The following is a 15746-nucleotide window of genomic DNA, read 5'->3' as shown; positions in this document are numbered from 1 at the left end:
CGTACGGCCTCCGTTCGTCGGTTTCACGGATGTCCCGGCGGTGGTTGTAACCAGAGCTGGAGCGCCGAATGGCATTGTTCAAACGCAGCAAAACGACTGCGACAGGTTTTGATTGGGCCGGACTTCTCTGGCTGTTCGTATTCTTCTGGTACTTCTCGGGTATCACCCAACTGCTGATTCAACTGACCGGCACCTCGGGCTTCACCGGGTTCCGTCAGGCCTTTGTCATGAGCGCGATCTGGCTGGCGCCGATGCTGCTGTTTCCCAAGCGCACCAAATTGCTCGCGGCGATCATCGGTGTGGTGCTGTGGGCCTGCTCGATGACCAGCCTTGGCTATTTCTTCATTTACGAGCAGGAATTCTCGCAAAGCGTCATCTTCATCATGTTCGAGTCGAACGTGTCCGAAGCCGGCGAATACATGACGCAGTACTTCGCTTGGTGGATGGTGCCGGCGTTCCTTGCGCATACCGCGTTTGCCTATTTCCTGTGGACCCGTCTGCGCCCGGTGTACATGCCGCGTGGCCGCGCCTTCGTCGCAGCCATGGCGATCCTGATTGCCGTGATTGGCTACCCGCTGGTCAAACAGACCTTGCGCATGGGGACCTTTGAGCAAGGCTTCGAAAAATTCGAAACCCGCATCGAGCCGGCGGTGCCGTGGCAGATGGTGGTGGCGTATCACCGTTATCAGGAAACCCTCGCCGACATGCAGGGCATGCTGCACAACGTCAGCAAGATCCCACCGTTGAAGAACCTCCAGGATGCCTCGGGCGATCAGCCCAAGACCCTGGTGCTGGTGATCGGCGAATCGACCAACCGCCAGCGCATGAGTCTCTACGGCTATCCGCGCAACACCACGCCGGAACTGGACAAGCTCAAGGATCAGCTGGCGGTGTTCGACAACGTCGTCACCCCTCGCCCGTACACCATCGAGGCGTTGCAACAGGTATTGACCTTCGCTGACGAACTGCATCCGGATCTTTACCTGTCGACGCCCTCGCTGGTCAGCGTGATGAAGCAGGCCGGCTACAAGACGTTCTGGATCACCAACCAGCAGACCATGACCAAGCGCAACACCATGCTCACGACCTTTTCCGAACAGGCCGACGAGCAGGTGTACCTCAACAACAACCGTAACCAGAACGCCGCGCAATACGATGGCGACGTGATCGAGCCGTTCAACAAGGCCCTGGCCGATGCCGCACCACGCAAGCTGATCGTCGTGCATTTGCTCGGCACACACATGAGCTACCAGTACCGTTATCCGCCGACCTTCGACAAGTTCAAGGACCGCGACGGCGTGCCGGCCGGTGTGCGTGACGACCAGGTGCCGACCTACAACAGCTACGACAACGCGGTGCTGTACAACGACTTCGTTGTCTCGAGCCTGATCAAGGACTACGCCAAATCCGATCCGAACGGCTTTTTGCTGTACCTCTCCGACCACGGCGAAGACGTGTTCGACTCGGTCGGCCACAAGACCCTCGGTCGTAACGAAAACAAACCGACCGCGCCGATGTACACGATCCCGTTCATGGCCTGGGCCTCGCCGAAGTGGAAAGAAAACCACGACTGGAACTTCGCCGGCGACCTTGACCGCCCTTACAGCAGCTCGCATCTGATTCACACCTGGGCCGACATGGCCGGGTTGAGCTTTGACGAACTCGACCGCAGCAAGAGCCTGGTCAGCGACAGCTTCAAGGAACGGCCGTTGTTGATCGGCGACCCGTACCAGACCGCGCAACGGGCGTTGATCGACTTCAGTCTGATGAAGCCGAAAAAGCCCGATGCGAATGTTGCGCAAGCGACCGAGCAATAAAACGAAGGGGCCTCAGCGGCCCCTTTTTTTCGTCCCCGAAACATCTACAAATAACAATATTTCTCGTTTGAGCCTAAATCTCCGCCCCACCCTTCGTCTTTGAACCAACGGAATTTTCCCTTCGAAGACAAGGAGTCGGCTGCGATGTTCGCGCCCATTACCCGTTCCATGACCCTCACGCTCGGCCTTTGCGGCGCGGCGATCAGCCCTGATCTGCTGGCGCAAAACCAGGCTGAAGAGCAACCTTCGCCGGCCGGTTCGGCGCTTGAACTGGCGGCGACCAGCGTCACCGCTCAAGGCCTGGGCACCACCACCGAAAACACCGAGTCCTATACCACCGGCGCGATGAGCACCGCGACGCGGTTGAACCTGTCAATCAAGGAAACCCCGCAATCGGTGTCGGTGATCACTCGTCAGCAAATGGATGATTTCAAACTCGGTACGTTGTCCGAGGCCATGCGCCAGACCACCGGCGTGGTGGTGCAGCACCTGGATTCGGATCGGGTCAGTTATTCTTCGCGCGGCTATGCGATCAGTAATTTCCAGATTGACGGGATGCTCAATACCTTCGATCGCATGAAGTCTGATTCGGACACCATCATCTACGACCGCATCGAAGTGGTTCGCGGGGCCACGGGGCTGACCACCGGGGCCGGCGATCCATCGGCGACGATCAACATGGTGCGCAAGCGCCCGACCGCGCAATGGCAGGCGCTGGCCGGGGTCAGTGGCGGCAGCTATGACAATTACTACAGCTACGTCGATGTCGGCGGCCCGCTGGCGTTTGACGGTCGCTTGCGTGGGCGCAGCGTGCTGGCTTACCGCGACAGCCAGTCGATCAAGGACAAATACGCGCTGCAACGCGAGGTTGGCTATGGCGTGCTCGAAGCAGACCTGACAGATTCAACTGTACTCGCGGTGGGTTACGACTATCAGAACAAGCACGTGCAAGGCTCGTCCTGGGGCACGGTGCCCTATTGGAATGCCGATGGCAGCAAGGCCGGATTGGGTCGCTCGACCAACATGGCGACGTCGTGGAGTTCCTGGCCGCTGCAAGACAAAACCGCCTTCGCCACCCTCGATCAGCAACTGGCGGGCGGCTGGCATCTGAAAGCGGCTTACACCCATCGCCAAAGCGATACCGACGGCAAGGTGTATTTCGGCGGCGCGGGTTTCCCCGAGGCCGACCGCAGCGGCATGCTCGCGTATACCTCGCACATGATCGGCACGCAAAAAATGCAGGCCTATGACTTCAACGTGTCAGGCCCCTACGCCTTGTTCGGCCGCGAACACGAAATGATGTTCGGCTACGGCGAGGCCGTGCGGCGTTCGAATTCCCCCTACACCATCGCCGGCGGACGTCCCGACGATTACGGGACCATCCGCGACTGGAAGTACATGGGCAACATCGGCAAGTTCAGCGACACCGTCACTGATCTCACTGGATCCAAGGACGACACGCGGCAAAAAGCCGGCTACATCGCCACACGCTTGAGCCTCACTGATGACCTGCACGCCGTGCTGGGCAGCCGCTACGGCAGTTGGCAAGCATCGAGCACCAGTAACAGTTACGACACCGACCGCCAACTGACCAAGGTCGATTACACCAGCCAAAAACAGAACGATATCTGGACGCCTTATGCCGGACTGCTCTACGACCTGACACCGCAATACACGGCCTACGTGAGTTACACCGACATATTCAAACCCCAGGGTAATCGCGACAAGAATCGCCAGTACATCGACCCGGTGGTCGGCAAGAACTATGAGCTGGGCCTCAAGGGCAGTTTGCTCGAGGACCGTCTGAACGTTGCCACAGCGTTGTTCTGGAGCAAGCAGGACAACGTCGCCGAGGTGGACAACACCGCACCGCCCGATCCGGTGACGCGTGAGCAGTTCTACAAATCCGGCGGCAAGGGCAACAAGGTCAACGGTTTTGAAGCAGAAGTCTCTGGTGAGATCCTGCGCGGCTGGAACATGACGGCCGGTTACACCTATACCCATTCAGTCAACGGCAGCAGTGAGCGCAGCAACACCAGCGAGCCGATGAATCTGCTGCGCGTGTCGACGGCGTATCGCCTGCCGGATGAATGGCAGGCGCTGACTGTCGGCGGTGCGGTGAATTGGCGGAGCGATGTATACGGCACTTCGACCCGGCCGGTCGGGGATGGCCAGGAAACGGCGCGGATCAAACAGAGCGCCTACACCGTGGTGAATCTGATGTCGCGTTACGAGTTTGATCGGCACCTGTCGGCGTCGCTGAACGTCAACAACCTGTTCGACAAGAAGTATTACGACAACGTCGGTTTCTACAACGGTGTTTATTGGGGCGATCCGCGCACGCTGACCGTCAGTCTTGACTGGAAGCTCTGACCCGCTCCCCCATGATCGTTCCCACGCGGGAGCGTGGGAACGATCATGCTCTGGCGCTGTGTGCATTCAGCGCTCTGCAACATGCTGCAAAACTCACCCTGAGCGGGCGTTAACCCCGGGTTAATTCACACGATAGAGACTCCTCTCGAGTTTTGCTTCATGGATGAAACGGCTCCCACTTGTTCAGTAGGAGGCACCATGAAAATCTCTACCCTCGTCCTTGCCGGGCTGTTTGCCCTGGGTTCTGCCAGCGTCTTCGCCGAGGGCGGCGCTGAGCGCATGCGCTATTACTACGACAACTTCCCGGTTCACCAGAGCCAGAGCGCGCAACAGAGCGACGCCAGCGTGAAAGAAATTCGCGTTCCCGCCGACCAGACCGCGCAAGTGACCGAGTCTTACCGCGACCGGGATTGACCGAGCAACCGATGGACCTTCCGCGGCTCCGCTCTGGCCCGGGAGATGACAGTTGAGGCGCCCTTTTGGGGCGCCTTTTTTTTTGGTTGGGTGGTTGCTTGTTCGGCTTGGGATTTGTGGTGAATTCGCCCCTCACCCCAGCCCTCTCCCGAGGGAGAGGGAGCCGATCTTCACGATCTTCAGAACCTGAGTTCGGCTCGGTACTTGATGTCGACGTAGCTCTTGCGATCACCTCGATCAGTCCCCTCTCCCTCCGGGCGGTCCGACGTTTCGGGAGGGTTAGGGTGAGGGGCTTTTCAGGCCTGCAAATTCTTGATCCAGAACAGCATGCGCCCATGATCCGGATCAAACATACCCGGCGCGAAGCCGAACTTGCGGTACGACTGCTGCGCGATGGCATTGCCTTCCAGTACTTCGAGGGTAATTTTGCAGCAGCCGCGCTGGCGCGAGATTTCTTCGACTTTCTGCAGCATTTTCTGACTCAGGCCCAAGCCGCGGAACTGGCTCACGACCACCACGTCGTGGACATTGACCAGCGGTTTGCAGGCGAAGGTCGAGAAGCCTTCGAAGCAGTTGACCAGCCCCGCCGGTTCGCCGCCAACGAAGGCCAGTACGCTGAAGGCGTGTGGGCGGCGGGCGAGTTCTTCGGGTAGTCGGCGCAGCAGGTCCGGGTCGAGCGAGTGACCGCCGCCCATGGGGTCTTCTGCGTAGTGGTTGAGCACAAGGCCGATGGCTTCGGCGTGCGTTGGGTTGGTGTAGCTGGCCTGAAGTACCAGAATTTCTGCGGAATCCATTTCCATCCCCGAACAGACAAAAGCCCCGGCACGCAAGGTACGCGCTGATAGGCTGCCTGACCTTAACGCGGCCACATACCGGTGAGCAACCGGCAAATCCTCAGGATCAGGCGTGGCCCCAGATCAATTCCTCGGTCCAGCCGAGTTCGGCGAAGTCTGCAGCACGCAGAGCGCTTTCGCCGGCGCAGAAGAATTCGTCCAGTTGCGGCGGTTCCACCGAAGTATCGCTGAGCATCGCGTGCACCTGGCCGCGGTGATGGATCTGATGTTCGAACAGATGCGACAGCAAGCGCAGGCGGCTGTCGTGCTGGGGCGTGTCGCGGGCAATGGTGACGATGCGGTTCAGCTCGGCATCGCGCAGTTGCTCGCAGTAGGCGATCAGCCGACGGTCGACGTGAGCCTGTTCTTCACGCAGTTGAACGGTGTCAGTGAACGGCTCGTCGGCATTGAAAAAAACATGACAGTCAGGATGCGGTTCAGCCCCGCGCAATTCGCGCTCCAGCGCATCGACGTAAAACCAGTCGCACGTCAGGATGTGGTTCAGCGTCAGGCGAATATTCGGGAAAAAACTCACCCGCGGCGCCGCAAGATCCGCCGCGCCGAGTTGGCTCCAGGCCTTGGCCAGACGATGATTGGCCCAGGCATTCTGATAAGCCATGGTCAGCAAATGATGGGACAACGGTTGGCTCATGTCGGCGCCCTCTTCCTTTCAAGCTTCGGCAAAGCGCTGCAGTTGCATTTCCTGCAAACGACTCAGGGTGCGGCGGAACGGGAATTCCAGGTAACCCTCGGTGTACAGCGCGTCCAGCGGCACTTCGGCCTCAACGTACAGCGGCACTCTGCGGTCGTAGCACTCGTCGACCAATGCAATGAACCGCCGCACGCCGTCGTCGTGTACGGACAACTGCGGCAGCTCTCGATCACCCGCCACTACGCGCTCGGCGCCGTCTTCCGTGCCACGGGCAATGCGCCCTTCGCGTTTGCGCGCGCTGAGGTTCGGCACCTCGCTCAACAGAATAGCCCGATAGCGATCGCACAGCGCGATGAAGTCCATGGCGGCGAACGGCTGCTCGCACAGGTCGGCGTAACGACACCACAACACCGATTCACTGGCCCGCACCACGTTCAATTGGCGATGACCGACTGACACCGGTTCGGCGGTGGCCGGTTCACCGGCGGCCAGCGCCTGGAAGACATCCTCCAGCGCACTGAGCGATGACGCGGCCACAAAGTAACGTTGCAGACCCGCCCCCGGATGCAGGCGATGATCCTCGGCGCCGTTCACGGCAACCACCCGCATATGCGCCTTGATCGCGGCAATCGCCGGGACGAAACGGTCCCGGTTGAAACCATCGGCGTAGAGATCGTCCGGCAGCAGGTTGGACGTGCAGACAATCACCACGCCCTCATCGAACATCACCTGAAACAGCCGCCCGAGAATGATCGCGTCGCCGATGTCGTTGACGAACAACTCATCGAAACACAGTACTTTGACTTCTGCAGCCAGCTCCTTGGCAAGCGCCCGAAGCGGATCGGCAATCCCGGTCAACTGGAACGAGCGCTGATGCACCCAGCCCATGAAGTGATGGAAATGCTGCCGGCGCGCTGGCACCCGCAGGCTTTGGTAGAACTGGTCCATGAGCCAGGTCTTGCCGCGCCCGACCGGGCCCCACAGATAAACGCCGGTGACCGTACGGGCACCGGCGTGCAGCGCTTCGTGACATTTTTGCAGGGCCCAGACCGCGTGTTCCTGGGCTTCATCCTGGACGAAGCCGTTGTATTGAACGGCGTGTTGCCAGGCGCTTAAGGGGGAGTCGAAAGTCATGCGCGGCAGTATGCCACGATGGCTACAGGGAAATATCCAACCGGGCAATTTTCCCCTGTTCGTTCAACCGGAACGTATAGCGCAGCTGTGCCGGGCTACCGGGGAACGTGCCAGAGATCAGCCCCTGTACCAGCACTTTCCCGGTGCGCTGCTGCACATCGAGCACTTCAACACGAGGCTGATAGCGTTGCCCGGTGTCGCGCATCCATTGGGCGATGGCTTGCGGGCCGACCTGATGCAGGCCTTCATCGAACACGTTGGCATCCTCGGCGAAAAAACTGGCGACCTGCGACGTGTCGCGTGCGTTGGCCGCATCGATATACGCAGCAATCGCCGGGGCCAGTGTTGAGGCGGGATGGGACATGGTGGCAGCTCCTTGTTGTGTGGTTCTGCGACCATCCTAAAACAGCGTTGTGTCAGTTTTTGTCAGGAGTGAAACGGCCGTCCTCGTCCAGTTGCATCTGTTTGCGCCAGATACGCAGCAGGTCGCTGCGCCGGCCCGGATAAGCCTCGCCCTGTGGACTTGCAGCGCTGATCCGGTCAGTCCGAAATGTGCGATAGGCACCGCGTAACTCACACCACGCGACAATGATCCGCACCTCATTGAGAAAACCCAGCGCCAAGGGCCAGATCAGCCGCTGAGTCGGCACCTGCTGCGCGTCGGCGTAATCGATGTGCAGTTTGGCCTGGTCGCGGATCGCGTGGCGAAACACGTTCAACGGCACGGCGTTCTGCGGGAAACCGTAGCCCGGCGGCCCCGGCAGCACGGTTGGATTGCGCAGTGCCTCCTGAGCCTGCGGATCGAGCACGGCGGCGATCTTGGCCAAGGCATCCGCCGCCGCTTTGCTCAGTATTTCATCGCCACGCTGATCGACGTAGCGCAAACCGAGAACGATGGCTTCGGTCTCGTCGGCATTGAGCATCAGCGGTGGCAGGAACAGGCCGTTGCGCAGCACATAGCCGATCCCCGCCTCGCCCTGAATTGGCGCGCCGAGGGCCGTCAACTCGGCGATGTCGCGGTAGAGCGTGCGCTCGGACACCTGCAGCTCGGCGGCCAGGGTGGCGGCAGTCACCGGGCGTTTCTTGCCGCGCAGCACTTGCAGCAGGGTCAACAGTCGGGTGGTACGCGACACGATGGCGGGCTCAGGTTGGAAAGATGTCGGAGATTAGCAGAGGTTGGAGTCAGAAAATGGCAGGAGCTTGAGGCGCAGCAAGATCGTTTCCACGCTCCGGCGTGGGAACGTCTCTACGGCGCTCCGCGTTTGGTTCTGTATGGGACGCGGAGCGTCCCGGGCTGCATTCCCACGCAGGAGCGTGGGAACGATCACGCCCGCAAAAGCTGACCTTTCGGGCAGTTATTGCTCGTTGCCCTCGCCGCTCGCTTACGGCATCCTGCGCCTCCATTTTCTGACCCGGCCTCGCCTCGCAGCGCGCAAACACCATGACCGCCTCTGAAAACGCCCCGCGCAACAACGACCTGATCTACGGCCTCAACGACCGCCCGCACCTGACCGCCACCGTGTTTGCCGCGCTGCAACACGTATTGGCGAGCTTCGTCGGGATCATCACGCCTACCCTGATCATGGGCGGCGCCCTCGGCCTGCAAAGTGAAATCCCTTATCTGATCAGCATGGCGCTGTTCGTTTCCGGGCTCGGCACGTTCGTCCAGGCCAAGCGCTTCGGCCCGGTCGGTTCCGGCCTGCTGTGTCTGCAAGGTACGAGTTTTTCCTTTATCAGCGTGATTCTCAGCGCCGGGTTCATGGTCAAGGCGCGCGGTGGCGGCACCGACGAAATCCTCTCGACTATCTTCGGCGTGTGCTTTTTCGCGGCGTTCATTGAGGTGGTGCTGAGCCAGTTCATCGGCAAATTGCGCATGCTGATCACCCCGGTGGTCACCGGCACGATCATCACCTTGATGGGCCTGTCGCTGATCAAAGTGGCGATGACCGACATTGCCGGCGGCTTTGGCGCAGCCGACCTGGGCGCGGCCAGCCATGTGTTTCTGGCGGCGCTGGTGATCGGCACCATTGTCGTGCTGAACCGGGTCGACGTACCGTTCCTGCGCCTGGGTGCGATCGTCATCGGCCTGACCCTCGGCTACGTCGTCGCCTGGCTGATGGGCACGGTGGATTTCACCACGATGCCGGCCGTGCCGCTGGTCAGTGTGCCGGTGCCGTTCAAATACGGCTTCAATTTCGACTGGGTGGCGTTCGTGCCGGTGGCGGTGATTTTCCTCGTTTCGCCACTGGAAGCGGCCGGCGATCTGACTGCCAATTCGATGATCTCGCGGCAACCGGTCAAGGGGCCGCTGTACATTCGCCGGATCAAATCCGGCCTGCTTGCTGACGGCCTCAACTCCGCCATGGCTGCGGTGTTCAACAGCATGCCGATGGTCACCTTCGCGCAGAATAACGGAGTCATTCAGCTCACTGGCGTGGCCAGCCGCTACGTTGCGTTTTTCATTGCCGGATTGCTGGTGATTCTCGGGCTGTTCCCGATGATCGGCGCGGTGCTGCAATTGATGCCGAAACCGGTGCTCGGCGGTGCCGAACTGGTGATGTTCGGCACCGTTGCCGTGGCCGGGATCAAGATTCTCGCCGAAGCCGGTCTGCATCGGCGCAATATGCTGATTGTGGCGATTTCGCTGGGCATGGGCCTGGGCATCGCGGCGGTCCCGGAAGTACTGCGCGAACTGCCGCAGGCGCTGCGCAATATCTTCGAATCGCCAATCACCGTCGGCGCGTTGTGCGCGATCGTGCTGAATATCTTCCTGCCGGAGGAATTCATCGAACTGGAAGAAGACGACTTCGACCCCGAAGCTTCTATTCTTCAGGTTATGGAAAACCCCGACGTGCCAGCCAAAGCTGAACCTGGCCCAGCGGCGACTGTCGCACAAGAGAACCGCTGACGTCCGGCCTTGAAAAAGGGCTGAACCGACAGGCCGGTTCAGCCCTTTTTTCGAGAGACCGTTTATGCGCCGTCTTCACGCCCTGATTTTGTCGTTGCTGCTGTTATCCCTGAGCGCCTGTGCGCTGTTCCCCAATCGAGATCCGGTCAATATCAACGTGGTCGGTCTCGAACCGTTGCCGAGCCAGGATCTGGAAGTACGCTTCGCGATCAAACTGCGCGTACAGAATCCCAACGAAACCGCCATCGACTACAACGGCATCGCCCTCGATCTGGACGTCAACGGCCATTCACTGGCCTCCGGCGTGAGCGATCAAAGCGGCTCGATCCCGCGCTTTTCCGAAACCATCGTCAGCGTACCGGTGAGCATTTCCGCATTCTCGGTCCTGCGTCAGACCCTGGGCCTGAGCCAGACCCAAACCCTCGACAACCTGCCGTATGTTCTGCGCGGCAAACTGGCCGGGGGACTGTTCGGCACTATGCGGTTTGTGGACAGCGGCACGTTGAGTTTGCCCAGGGCGAGTGCCGCAACGTGGTAAAAATGCGTTAGCCTGCCGCGATGCTTTGAGTTATCAACGGAGGCGGCACGTTTATGGAAAACACACCGACGCTGTACACCGAACGATTGATTCTGCGCCCACTCGAACTAGCCGATGCGGAGGCTGTGCAACGGCAGTTTGCGCACTGGGAAGTGGTCCGTTATCTGAATGCCGCCGTGCCATGGCCCTACCCGGACGATGGCGCCCTCACCTACGTTCGCGATGTCGCCCTGCCCGCCGTTGCCGCCGGCACGGAATGGCACTGGTCGATCCGCCTGAAAACCGCACCGGAGCAATTGATCGGCAGCATCAGCCTCATGGATCAAACCGATAATCATCGTGGTTTTTGGCTGGCGCCGGCGTGGCAAGGTCAGGGTTTGATGAGCGAAGCCAGCGCAACGGTGACCGATTATTGGTTCCGAACGCTTGAACGTCCACTGATGCGCGTGCCGAAAGCGGCGCCGAACATGGGCTCGCGCAGGCTCTCGGAGCGAGCGGGAATGCGCTTGATTCGTAGCGATGAGGATGATTTTGTCGGTGGACGGTTTGCTCGGGAGATCTGGGAGATCACCCGCGAGGAATGGCTGGATCGGCATTGATGCCTGGCAGCTCACAGGTGATGCGGTCATGCACATAATTGGCGGTGAACACAAAACCAATGTGGGAGTGAGCCTGCTCGCGATAGCGTGTTGTCAGGCAACTTATGTGTTGGATGTGCCGACGCATTCGCGAGCAGGCTCGCTCCCACAGGATTTCATTCGACAGGCCTATGCGGTGAAGCGCACGCCGGGTTTGGCGCGTTCGTCGACGGATAATTCGAACACATCCGGCCGTGCATAGTGGCCGACCACGTCGTAGTCGTAACGCGCGCGCACCAGTTCGTCGGTGTCGATTTCAGCCGTGAGCAGGCCCGCTTCGCCGCGTAACGGTCCTGCCAGCACGTCACCCATCGGCCCGACAATCACGCTGCCGCCGGCAATCAGCGGGCGGTCTGCCGGCCAGTTGGCAATGTCAACGCCCAGTTCGTTCGGCGAGGCCTGGACCTGGCAGGCGCTGACCACAAAGCATCGGCCTTCATGGGCAATGTGGCGCATGCTCACTTGCCACATTTCGCGCTCATCGACCGTTGGTGCGCACCAGACCTCGATGCCTTTGGCGTACATCGCCGTGCGCAGCAGCGGCATCATGTTTTCCCAGCACACTACCGCGCCAAGCTGGCCGACCTGGGTGTCGAACACCGGCAAGGTCGAGCCATCGCCCTTGCCCCAGATCAGCCGTTCAGTGCCGGTGGGCATGAGTTTGCGGTGTTTACCGACCAGCCCGGCCTGCGGGTCGAAATACAGGACGGTGCAATACAGGGTGCTGCCAGCGCGTTCGATCACGCCGATCACCAGATTGGCCCCGGTGCGCGCCGACAGCCCGGCGAGGGCCTCGGTTTCTGCGCCCGGTACGTCAATCGCGTTGGCGAAGTAGCGGGCGTAGGCTTCGCGGCCCTCGGGCAGGCGATAGCCCAGTTGCGTGCCGAAGCCTTCGCCTTTCGGGTAACCGCCGAGCAACGCTTCGGGCATGACCACCAGCGCCGCGCCAGATTCGCTGATCGCCGCTTCCCAGCTCAGAATCTGGTCAAGGGTGGCTTGTTTGCCGGCGGGCAATGAGCCGATTTGCAGCGCAGCGACAATGGATTTGGGCATCGCAGTAACTCCGTCAGGTTCAGTAGTTGCCGATTCTGCGGCGCCACGCGATCATGAATAAAGCCCCGATCACTGCTGAATGATATGAACCAAATGAATATCGCCAACGTCGACCTCAATCTGCTGAAAGTCTTCGAGGCGCTGCACGAAGAATCCAGCGCCAGCCGCGCCGCCCTGCGTCTGGGCGTCACCCAATCAGCAGTCAGTGCGGCGTTGCGCCGGTTACGCGAGGTGTATGGCGATCAGTTGTTCGTGCGCACCGGACACGGCCTCGCCCCGACGCTCAGGGCCAATCAATTGAAACCGGTGGTCAGTGAAGCCCTGAATAAATGTCGGCAAAGCCTGGCGATGGTCGACCCGGCGGCCAATCACTACGATGGCCGCTCGGTGACAATCGGGCTTTCCGATGATTTCGAGATTGCCTACGGTCGCCGCCTGATCGAGGAGATTGCCCGTAGCATGCCGAAGTTGCGTCTGATCTTCCGCCAGACCCACAGCCAGATTGTCGCCCGTGCGCTGATGGAGCGCAGCATCGATCTGGCGATCACCGCCGGCGGTTTTGCCGAGCGCTTGCTCAGCCGGCAGGTCTTGGGAGAAGGCGGTTATGCGTGTCTGGTCGACCCGTCGAGCCTTGCGCCCGGTCAGGCGCAGATCGGGCTGGAGGAGTTTGTCGCCCGCGAACACATTCTGGTGTCGTCCGGCGGTTTTATCGGCATCACCGATGAAGGGCTCGCGGCCGTGGGCTTGAGTCGTCGGGTCTGCGCTTCGACCACGCATTTTGCTGCGCTGCCCTGGCTGCTCAAGGGCAGCCGTGCCGTAGCGACGATCCCGGCGCATGCCGCCGAAAGTATCGCGGCACTCAGCGGCCTGGCGTTACTGCCCTGCCCGCTGCCATTGCCGCGTTACCCGATCGAGCTGGGCTGGCGTACCAGCACGCAGATCGATCCGCTGGTGGTCAAGGTTCGCGAGGTGATTGCCGCGACCTTCAACTGAACGTTACTTGTTCGCGGCCATCAGTCGATTGACTTCACTGCGCACCATGTTGGCGAATTCCGGCGGCGACATGCCGTCGAGTTCCGCGCGAACCCATTCGGCCCATTTGCCCTTGCGCTTGGCGCGCTCGCCGAACAACCGCGCGGCCTCGCCTTTGGCTTTGCCCAGATTGTTCTGCCAGAGTTCGAACAGACGGGATTTCTCATCTTCCAGCGCGGCGCGCTCTGCGAGTGATTTGTCGGCCAGATTGAAACTCATGGGGAATTATCCTGCTGCGTGAAATGGCGACATCTTACACGCTCGGCCGAAAACTCCGGCGCAGGTTTTTCTTTTGGGGAGCGTTGGCGTGCAACTTTATGCGTTGCGCCATACTCCATTGCTCACTGTCCATTCATCTGCAAGGAGTCACCCATGGCCCGCAAATCTGCCGTGCAAGCCGCTGAAGAGCAAATCAAGGATCAGGCGTTCAGCGAACTTCAGGCGCTGATTGAAGAATCGGACAAGCTGCTCAAGAGCAGTGCTTCACTGGTGGGCGAGGAAGCGGAGACGCTGCGGGGGCAAATCGCTCTGAAATTGCAGCAGGCGCTGGATTCGGTGTCGAGTGTGCGGGATCGGACCAAGCCTGCCGTTGAAGCGACCGAGACGTATATTGGTGGGCATCCTTGGCAGACGGTGGCGATTTCGGCTGGGTTTGGGTTGGTGGTCGGGTTGTTGCTTGGGCGACGTTGAGGTTTTTTGGTTTTTGGAAAAGCGGACCTTTGGGTTCGCTTTTTTTTGGATCTGGTTTTTGGACTTGGCGGCCTCTGGGCCGACCAGGCTTTGGTTGTTTTGGGTGAATATCCGTTTTTTTTGTTGTTGCGGCTGGCGGTTCCGCTCTTACAGCGGGTCACTTTTGCAGACGCCCAAAAGTAACCAAAACGCTGGGCCCCTGCGTTCGGCCCTCGCAGGCTCGGGTTCCTTCGCTCCGGGACCGATCCGGGCGCAGCGGCTACGGTTTGCTGCGCTGCACCTCCTTCCGCTGTGTACGACTGCGTCGTACGGTCGCTGCGCTCCCACGCCCGGATCGATCCCTCCACTCAGCCTGCCGATGGGGCCGGTTAGGCAAGATCAAGGGCACTCGAGCTGGCGCTCATTGTGAGGAGTGGTTAGAAGCGGGTGGTTGGCTTGGGATTGGTGGTGGATTCGCCCCTCACCCCAGCCCTCTCCCGAGGGAGAGGGAGCCGATTTGGATTGGCTTTGAAACTTGTATTCGCCTCGGTATTTCTTGTCGGCGTATCTATCGCATTCACCTCGGTCAGTCCCCTCTCCCTCCGGGAGAGGGTTAGGGTGAGGGGCTTTTGATCCTGAATTACTCCCCCGCCAACTCCCGCAATTGCCCAAGCGTCTGCGCATCCAGCACGATGCCTTCAGCCAGTGAGCGGCTGCGCTGCCCATGCCGGCGGTCGCCCGGCAGGCGTTTGAGGCCGACACTGTGCATCTGGCGGACCAGTTCGCCGCTGCGTTCGGCGAAGGTCTGACCGGCGGCTTTGCTGGGGTCGATGACGATGAGCAATTGGCCGGTCCATGGGGTTTTCGCGCCGGGGTGGTTGGACCAGTCGAATTCGAAGGAGAAGTTGCCGCCGGTCAGTGCCGCGGCCAGCAGTTCGACCATCATCGACAGTGCCGAGCCTTTATGGCCGCCGAATGGCAGGAGCGCCCCGCCTTCGAGGATGGCCTTGGGGTCCTGGGTCGGTTGGCCGAGGCTGTCGACGCCCGTGCCGGGTGGCAGGCGTTCGCCTTTGCGGGCGGCGATCTGCACGTCGCCATGGGCAATGGCGCTGGTGGCCAGGTCGAAGACGATGGGGGCGGCGCCGGCGCGGGGGGCGGCGAAGGCGATCGGGTTGGTGCCGAAGAGTGGACGGTCGGCGCCGTGAGGGACTACGCAAGTCATGCTGTTGACCACGCTGAGCGCCACCAGCCCTTCATCAGCGAAGGGTTCGACATCCGGCCACAGCGCTGCGAAGTGATGCGAATTCCGGATTGCCAGTACGGCGATCCCGGCGTGACGGGCCTTTTCCACCAGTAACGCGCGCGCCGCTGCCAATGCTGGCTGGGCGAATCCGTTGCCCGCGTCGACGCGCACGAAACCGGCGGCGACGTCTTCGACCTGCGGCACGGCGTGCCCATTGACCCAACCGCTTTTCAGCGTCGACACATACCCGGGAATCCTGAACACACCATGACTGTGCGCACCGTCGCGCTCGGCCGCTGCACAGTTGGCGGCGAGCACCCGGGCGACGTCGGTGGAGGTGCCATGGCGCAGAAAGATCGTTTCAAGCAATTGCGTCAGCGCTTCGAGCGACAACGACGACGAGACAGCGGAAGACACATGATCGTGTGGCGCAGACATCTGA

Annotated in this window: 16 protein-coding genes; 8 read left to right on the top strand and 8 right to left on the bottom strand. The window is 60.7% G+C overall.

Translation table 11 applies throughout. The features are described 5' to 3' along the window. Positions 1-68: 68 nt before the first annotated feature. The 3 genes from BLU24_RS14475 to BLU24_RS14465 all read left to right on the top strand — a co-directional run bounded on the left by BLU24_RS14475 (position 69) and on the right by BLU24_RS14465 (position 4604). Positions 69-1817, top strand: coding sequence for a phosphoethanolamine transferase CptA (locus BLU24_RS14475; protein ID WP_093101376.1), 1749 nt, complete (start codon positions 69-71; stop codon positions 1815-1817). Between the two features lie 144 nt (positions 1818-1961). After that, positions 1962-4190, top strand: coding sequence for a TonB-dependent siderophore receptor (locus tag BLU24_RS14470; protein ID WP_093101374.1), 2229 nt, complete (start codon positions 1962-1964; stop codon positions 4188-4190). Positions 4191-4388: 198 nt separating this feature from the next. Then, positions 4389-4604 (top strand): hypothetical protein, encoded by a 216-nt coding sequence (locus BLU24_RS14465; protein WP_093101372.1) that lies wholly within the window; start codon positions 4389-4391, stop codon positions 4602-4604. A gap of 296 nt (positions 4605-4900) precedes the next feature. On the opposite strand, the gene BLU24_RS14460 is transcribed toward BLU24_RS14465, so the two are convergent. The 5 genes from BLU24_RS14460 to BLU24_RS14440 form a co-directional block, all read right to left on the bottom strand. Next, positions 4901-5398: a GNAT family N-acetyltransferase gene (locus tag BLU24_RS14460; RefSeq protein WP_093101370.1), complete on the bottom strand. Its 498-nt coding sequence runs from the start codon at positions 5396-5398 to the stop codon at positions 4901-4903. Positions 5399-5504: 106 nt separating this feature from the next. Then, positions 5505-6089, bottom strand: a complete 585-nt coding sequence (locus BLU24_RS14455) for a DinB family protein (protein WP_093101368.1) — start codon at positions 6087-6089, stop codon at positions 5505-5507. Between the two features lie 18 nt (positions 6090-6107). Then, the gene (gene zapE / locus BLU24_RS14450; RefSeq protein WP_093101366.1) at positions 6108-7223 is read right to left on the bottom strand and encodes a cell division protein ZapE; all 1116 of its coding nucleotides are present in this window, start codon (positions 7221-7223) and stop codon (positions 6108-6110) included. A 22-nt stretch (positions 7224-7245) separates the two neighbouring features. Continuing rightward, on the bottom strand, positions 7246-7587 hold the full coding sequence (locus tag BLU24_RS14445; RefSeq protein ID WP_093101364.1) for a nuclear transport factor 2 family protein: 342 nt from the start codon (positions 7585-7587) through the stop codon (positions 7246-7248). Positions 7588-7639: 52 nt separating this feature from the next. After that, positions 7640-8356, bottom strand: coding sequence for a helix-turn-helix transcriptional regulator (locus BLU24_RS14440; protein WP_093101362.1), 717 nt, complete (start codon positions 8354-8356; stop codon positions 7640-7642). Positions 8357-8664: 308 nt separating this feature from the next. Here BLU24_RS14440 and BLU24_RS14435 point away from each other — a divergent pair, with 308 nt between their 5' ends. The 3 genes from BLU24_RS14435 to BLU24_RS14425 all read left to right on the top strand — a co-directional run bounded on the left by BLU24_RS14435 (position 8665) and on the right by BLU24_RS14425 (position 11268). Further along, entirely contained in the window at positions 8665-10131 is a 1467-nt protein-coding gene (locus BLU24_RS14435) for a nucleobase:cation symporter-2 family protein (protein WP_093101360.1), read from the top strand. A 64-nt stretch (positions 10132-10195) separates the two neighbouring features. Beyond that, complete coding sequence (locus BLU24_RS14430; protein WP_090283683.1) at positions 10196-10669, top strand: LEA type 2 family protein; 474 nt, start codon at positions 10196-10198, stop codon at positions 10667-10669. 53 nt (positions 10670-10722) lie between these two features. Continuing rightward, positions 10723-11268 carry a GNAT family N-acetyltransferase gene (locus tag BLU24_RS14425; RefSeq protein ID WP_093101358.1) on the top strand — a complete coding sequence of 182 codons (546 nt, stop codon included), beginning with the start codon at positions 10723-10725 and terminating at the stop codon, positions 11266-11268. Positions 11269-11436: 168 nt separating this feature from the next. Here BLU24_RS14425 and BLU24_RS14420 read toward each other — a convergent pair whose 3' ends face one another. Next, a complete protein-coding gene (locus BLU24_RS14420; RefSeq protein ID WP_093101356.1) occupies positions 11437-12360 on the bottom strand; it encodes a carbon-nitrogen hydrolase family protein in 924 nt (307 codons plus the stop codon). A gap of 84 nt (positions 12361-12444) precedes the next feature. On the opposite strand from BLU24_RS14420, the gene BLU24_RS14415 reads away from it, so the two are divergent. Continuing rightward, positions 12445-13353 (top strand): LysR family transcriptional regulator, encoded by a 909-nt coding sequence (locus BLU24_RS14415; protein WP_093101354.1) that lies wholly within the window; start codon positions 12445-12447, stop codon positions 13351-13353. Between the two features lie 3 nt (positions 13354-13356). Here the strand turns inward: BLU24_RS14415 and BLU24_RS14410 are convergent, their stop codons facing one another. Beyond that, on the bottom strand, positions 13357-13611 hold the full coding sequence (locus tag BLU24_RS14410; RefSeq protein WP_038363082.1) for a hypothetical protein: 255 nt from the start codon (positions 13609-13611) through the stop codon (positions 13357-13359). Between the two features lie 153 nt (positions 13612-13764). Between BLU24_RS14410 and BLU24_RS14405 the strand changes: the two genes are divergently transcribed. Then, positions 13765-14082, top strand: coding sequence for a DUF883 family protein (locus tag BLU24_RS14405; protein WP_093101352.1), 318 nt, complete (start codon positions 13765-13767; stop codon positions 14080-14082). A 619-nt stretch (positions 14083-14701) separates the two neighbouring features. Here the strand turns inward: BLU24_RS14405 and BLU24_RS14400 are convergent. After that, positions 14702-15742: an Ldh family oxidoreductase gene (locus tag BLU24_RS14400; protein WP_093101350.1), complete on the bottom strand. Its 1041-nt coding sequence runs from the start codon at positions 15740-15742 to the stop codon at positions 14702-14704. Positions 15743-15746 lie beyond the last annotated feature (4 nt).

Source organism: Pseudomonas sp. Z003-0.4C(8344-21), assembly GCF_900104975.1.
GTDB classification, from domain to species: Bacteria; Pseudomonadota; Gammaproteobacteria; order Pseudomonadales; family Pseudomonadaceae; genus Aquipseudomonas; species Aquipseudomonas granadensis.
Note: the sequence above shows the minus strand (reverse complement) of the source record. Positions and strands in the feature narration are given on the sequence as shown.

Bases quoted from the DNA above. Each gene is read 5' to 3' on its own strand.
- BLU24_RS14435 (WP_093101360.1), top strand. From the start codon at position 8,665: ATGACCGCCTCTGAAAACGCCCCGCGCAACAACGACCTGATCTACGGC.
- BLU24_RS14460 (WP_093101370.1), bottom strand. From the start codon at position 5,398: ATGGATTCCGCAGAAATTCTGGTACTTCAGGCCAGCTACACCAACCCA.
- BLU24_RS14415 (WP_093101354.1), top strand. From the start codon at position 12,445: ATGAACCAAATGAATATCGCCAACGTCGACCTCAATCTGCTGAAAGTC.
- BLU24_RS14425 (WP_093101358.1), top strand. From the start codon at position 10,723: ATGGAAAACACACCGACGCTGTACACCGAACGATTGATTCTGCGCCCA.
- zapE (WP_093101366.1), bottom strand. From the start codon at position 7,223: ATGACTTTCGACTCCCCCTTAAGCGCCTGGCAACACGCCGTTCAATAC.
- BLU24_RS14445 (WP_093101364.1), bottom strand. From the start codon at position 7,587: ATGTCCCATCCCGCCTCAACACTGGCCCCGGCGATTGCTGCGTATATC.
- BLU24_RS14430 (WP_090283683.1), top strand. From the start codon at position 10,196: ATGCGCCGTCTTCACGCCCTGATTTTGTCGTTGCTGCTGTTATCCCTG.
- BLU24_RS14465 (WP_093101372.1), top strand. From the start codon at position 4,389: ATGAAAATCTCTACCCTCGTCCTTGCCGGGCTGTTTGCCCTGGGTTCT.
- BLU24_RS14420 (WP_093101356.1), bottom strand. From the start codon at position 12,360: ATGCCCAAATCCATTGTCGCTGCGCTGCAAATCGGCTCATTGCCCGCC.
- BLU24_RS14410 (WP_038363082.1), bottom strand. From the start codon at position 13,611: ATGAGTTTCAATCTGGCCGACAAATCACTCGCAGAGCGCGCCGCGCTG.
- BLU24_RS14475 (WP_093101376.1), top strand. From the start codon at position 69: ATGGCATTGTTCAAACGCAGCAAAACGACTGCGACAGGTTTTGATTGG.
- BLU24_RS14455 (WP_093101368.1), bottom strand. From the start codon at position 6,089: ATGAGCCAACCGTTGTCCCATCATTTGCTGACCATGGCTTATCAGAAT.
- BLU24_RS14405 (WP_093101352.1), top strand. From the start codon at position 13,765: ATGGCCCGCAAATCTGCCGTGCAAGCCGCTGAAGAGCAAATCAAGGAT.
- BLU24_RS14470 (WP_093101374.1), top strand. From the start codon at position 1,962: ATGTTCGCGCCCATTACCCGTTCCATGACCCTCACGCTCGGCCTTTGC.
- BLU24_RS14400 (WP_093101350.1), bottom strand. From the start codon at position 15,742: ATGTCTGCGCCACACGATCATGTGTCTTCCGCTGTCTCGTCGTCGTTG.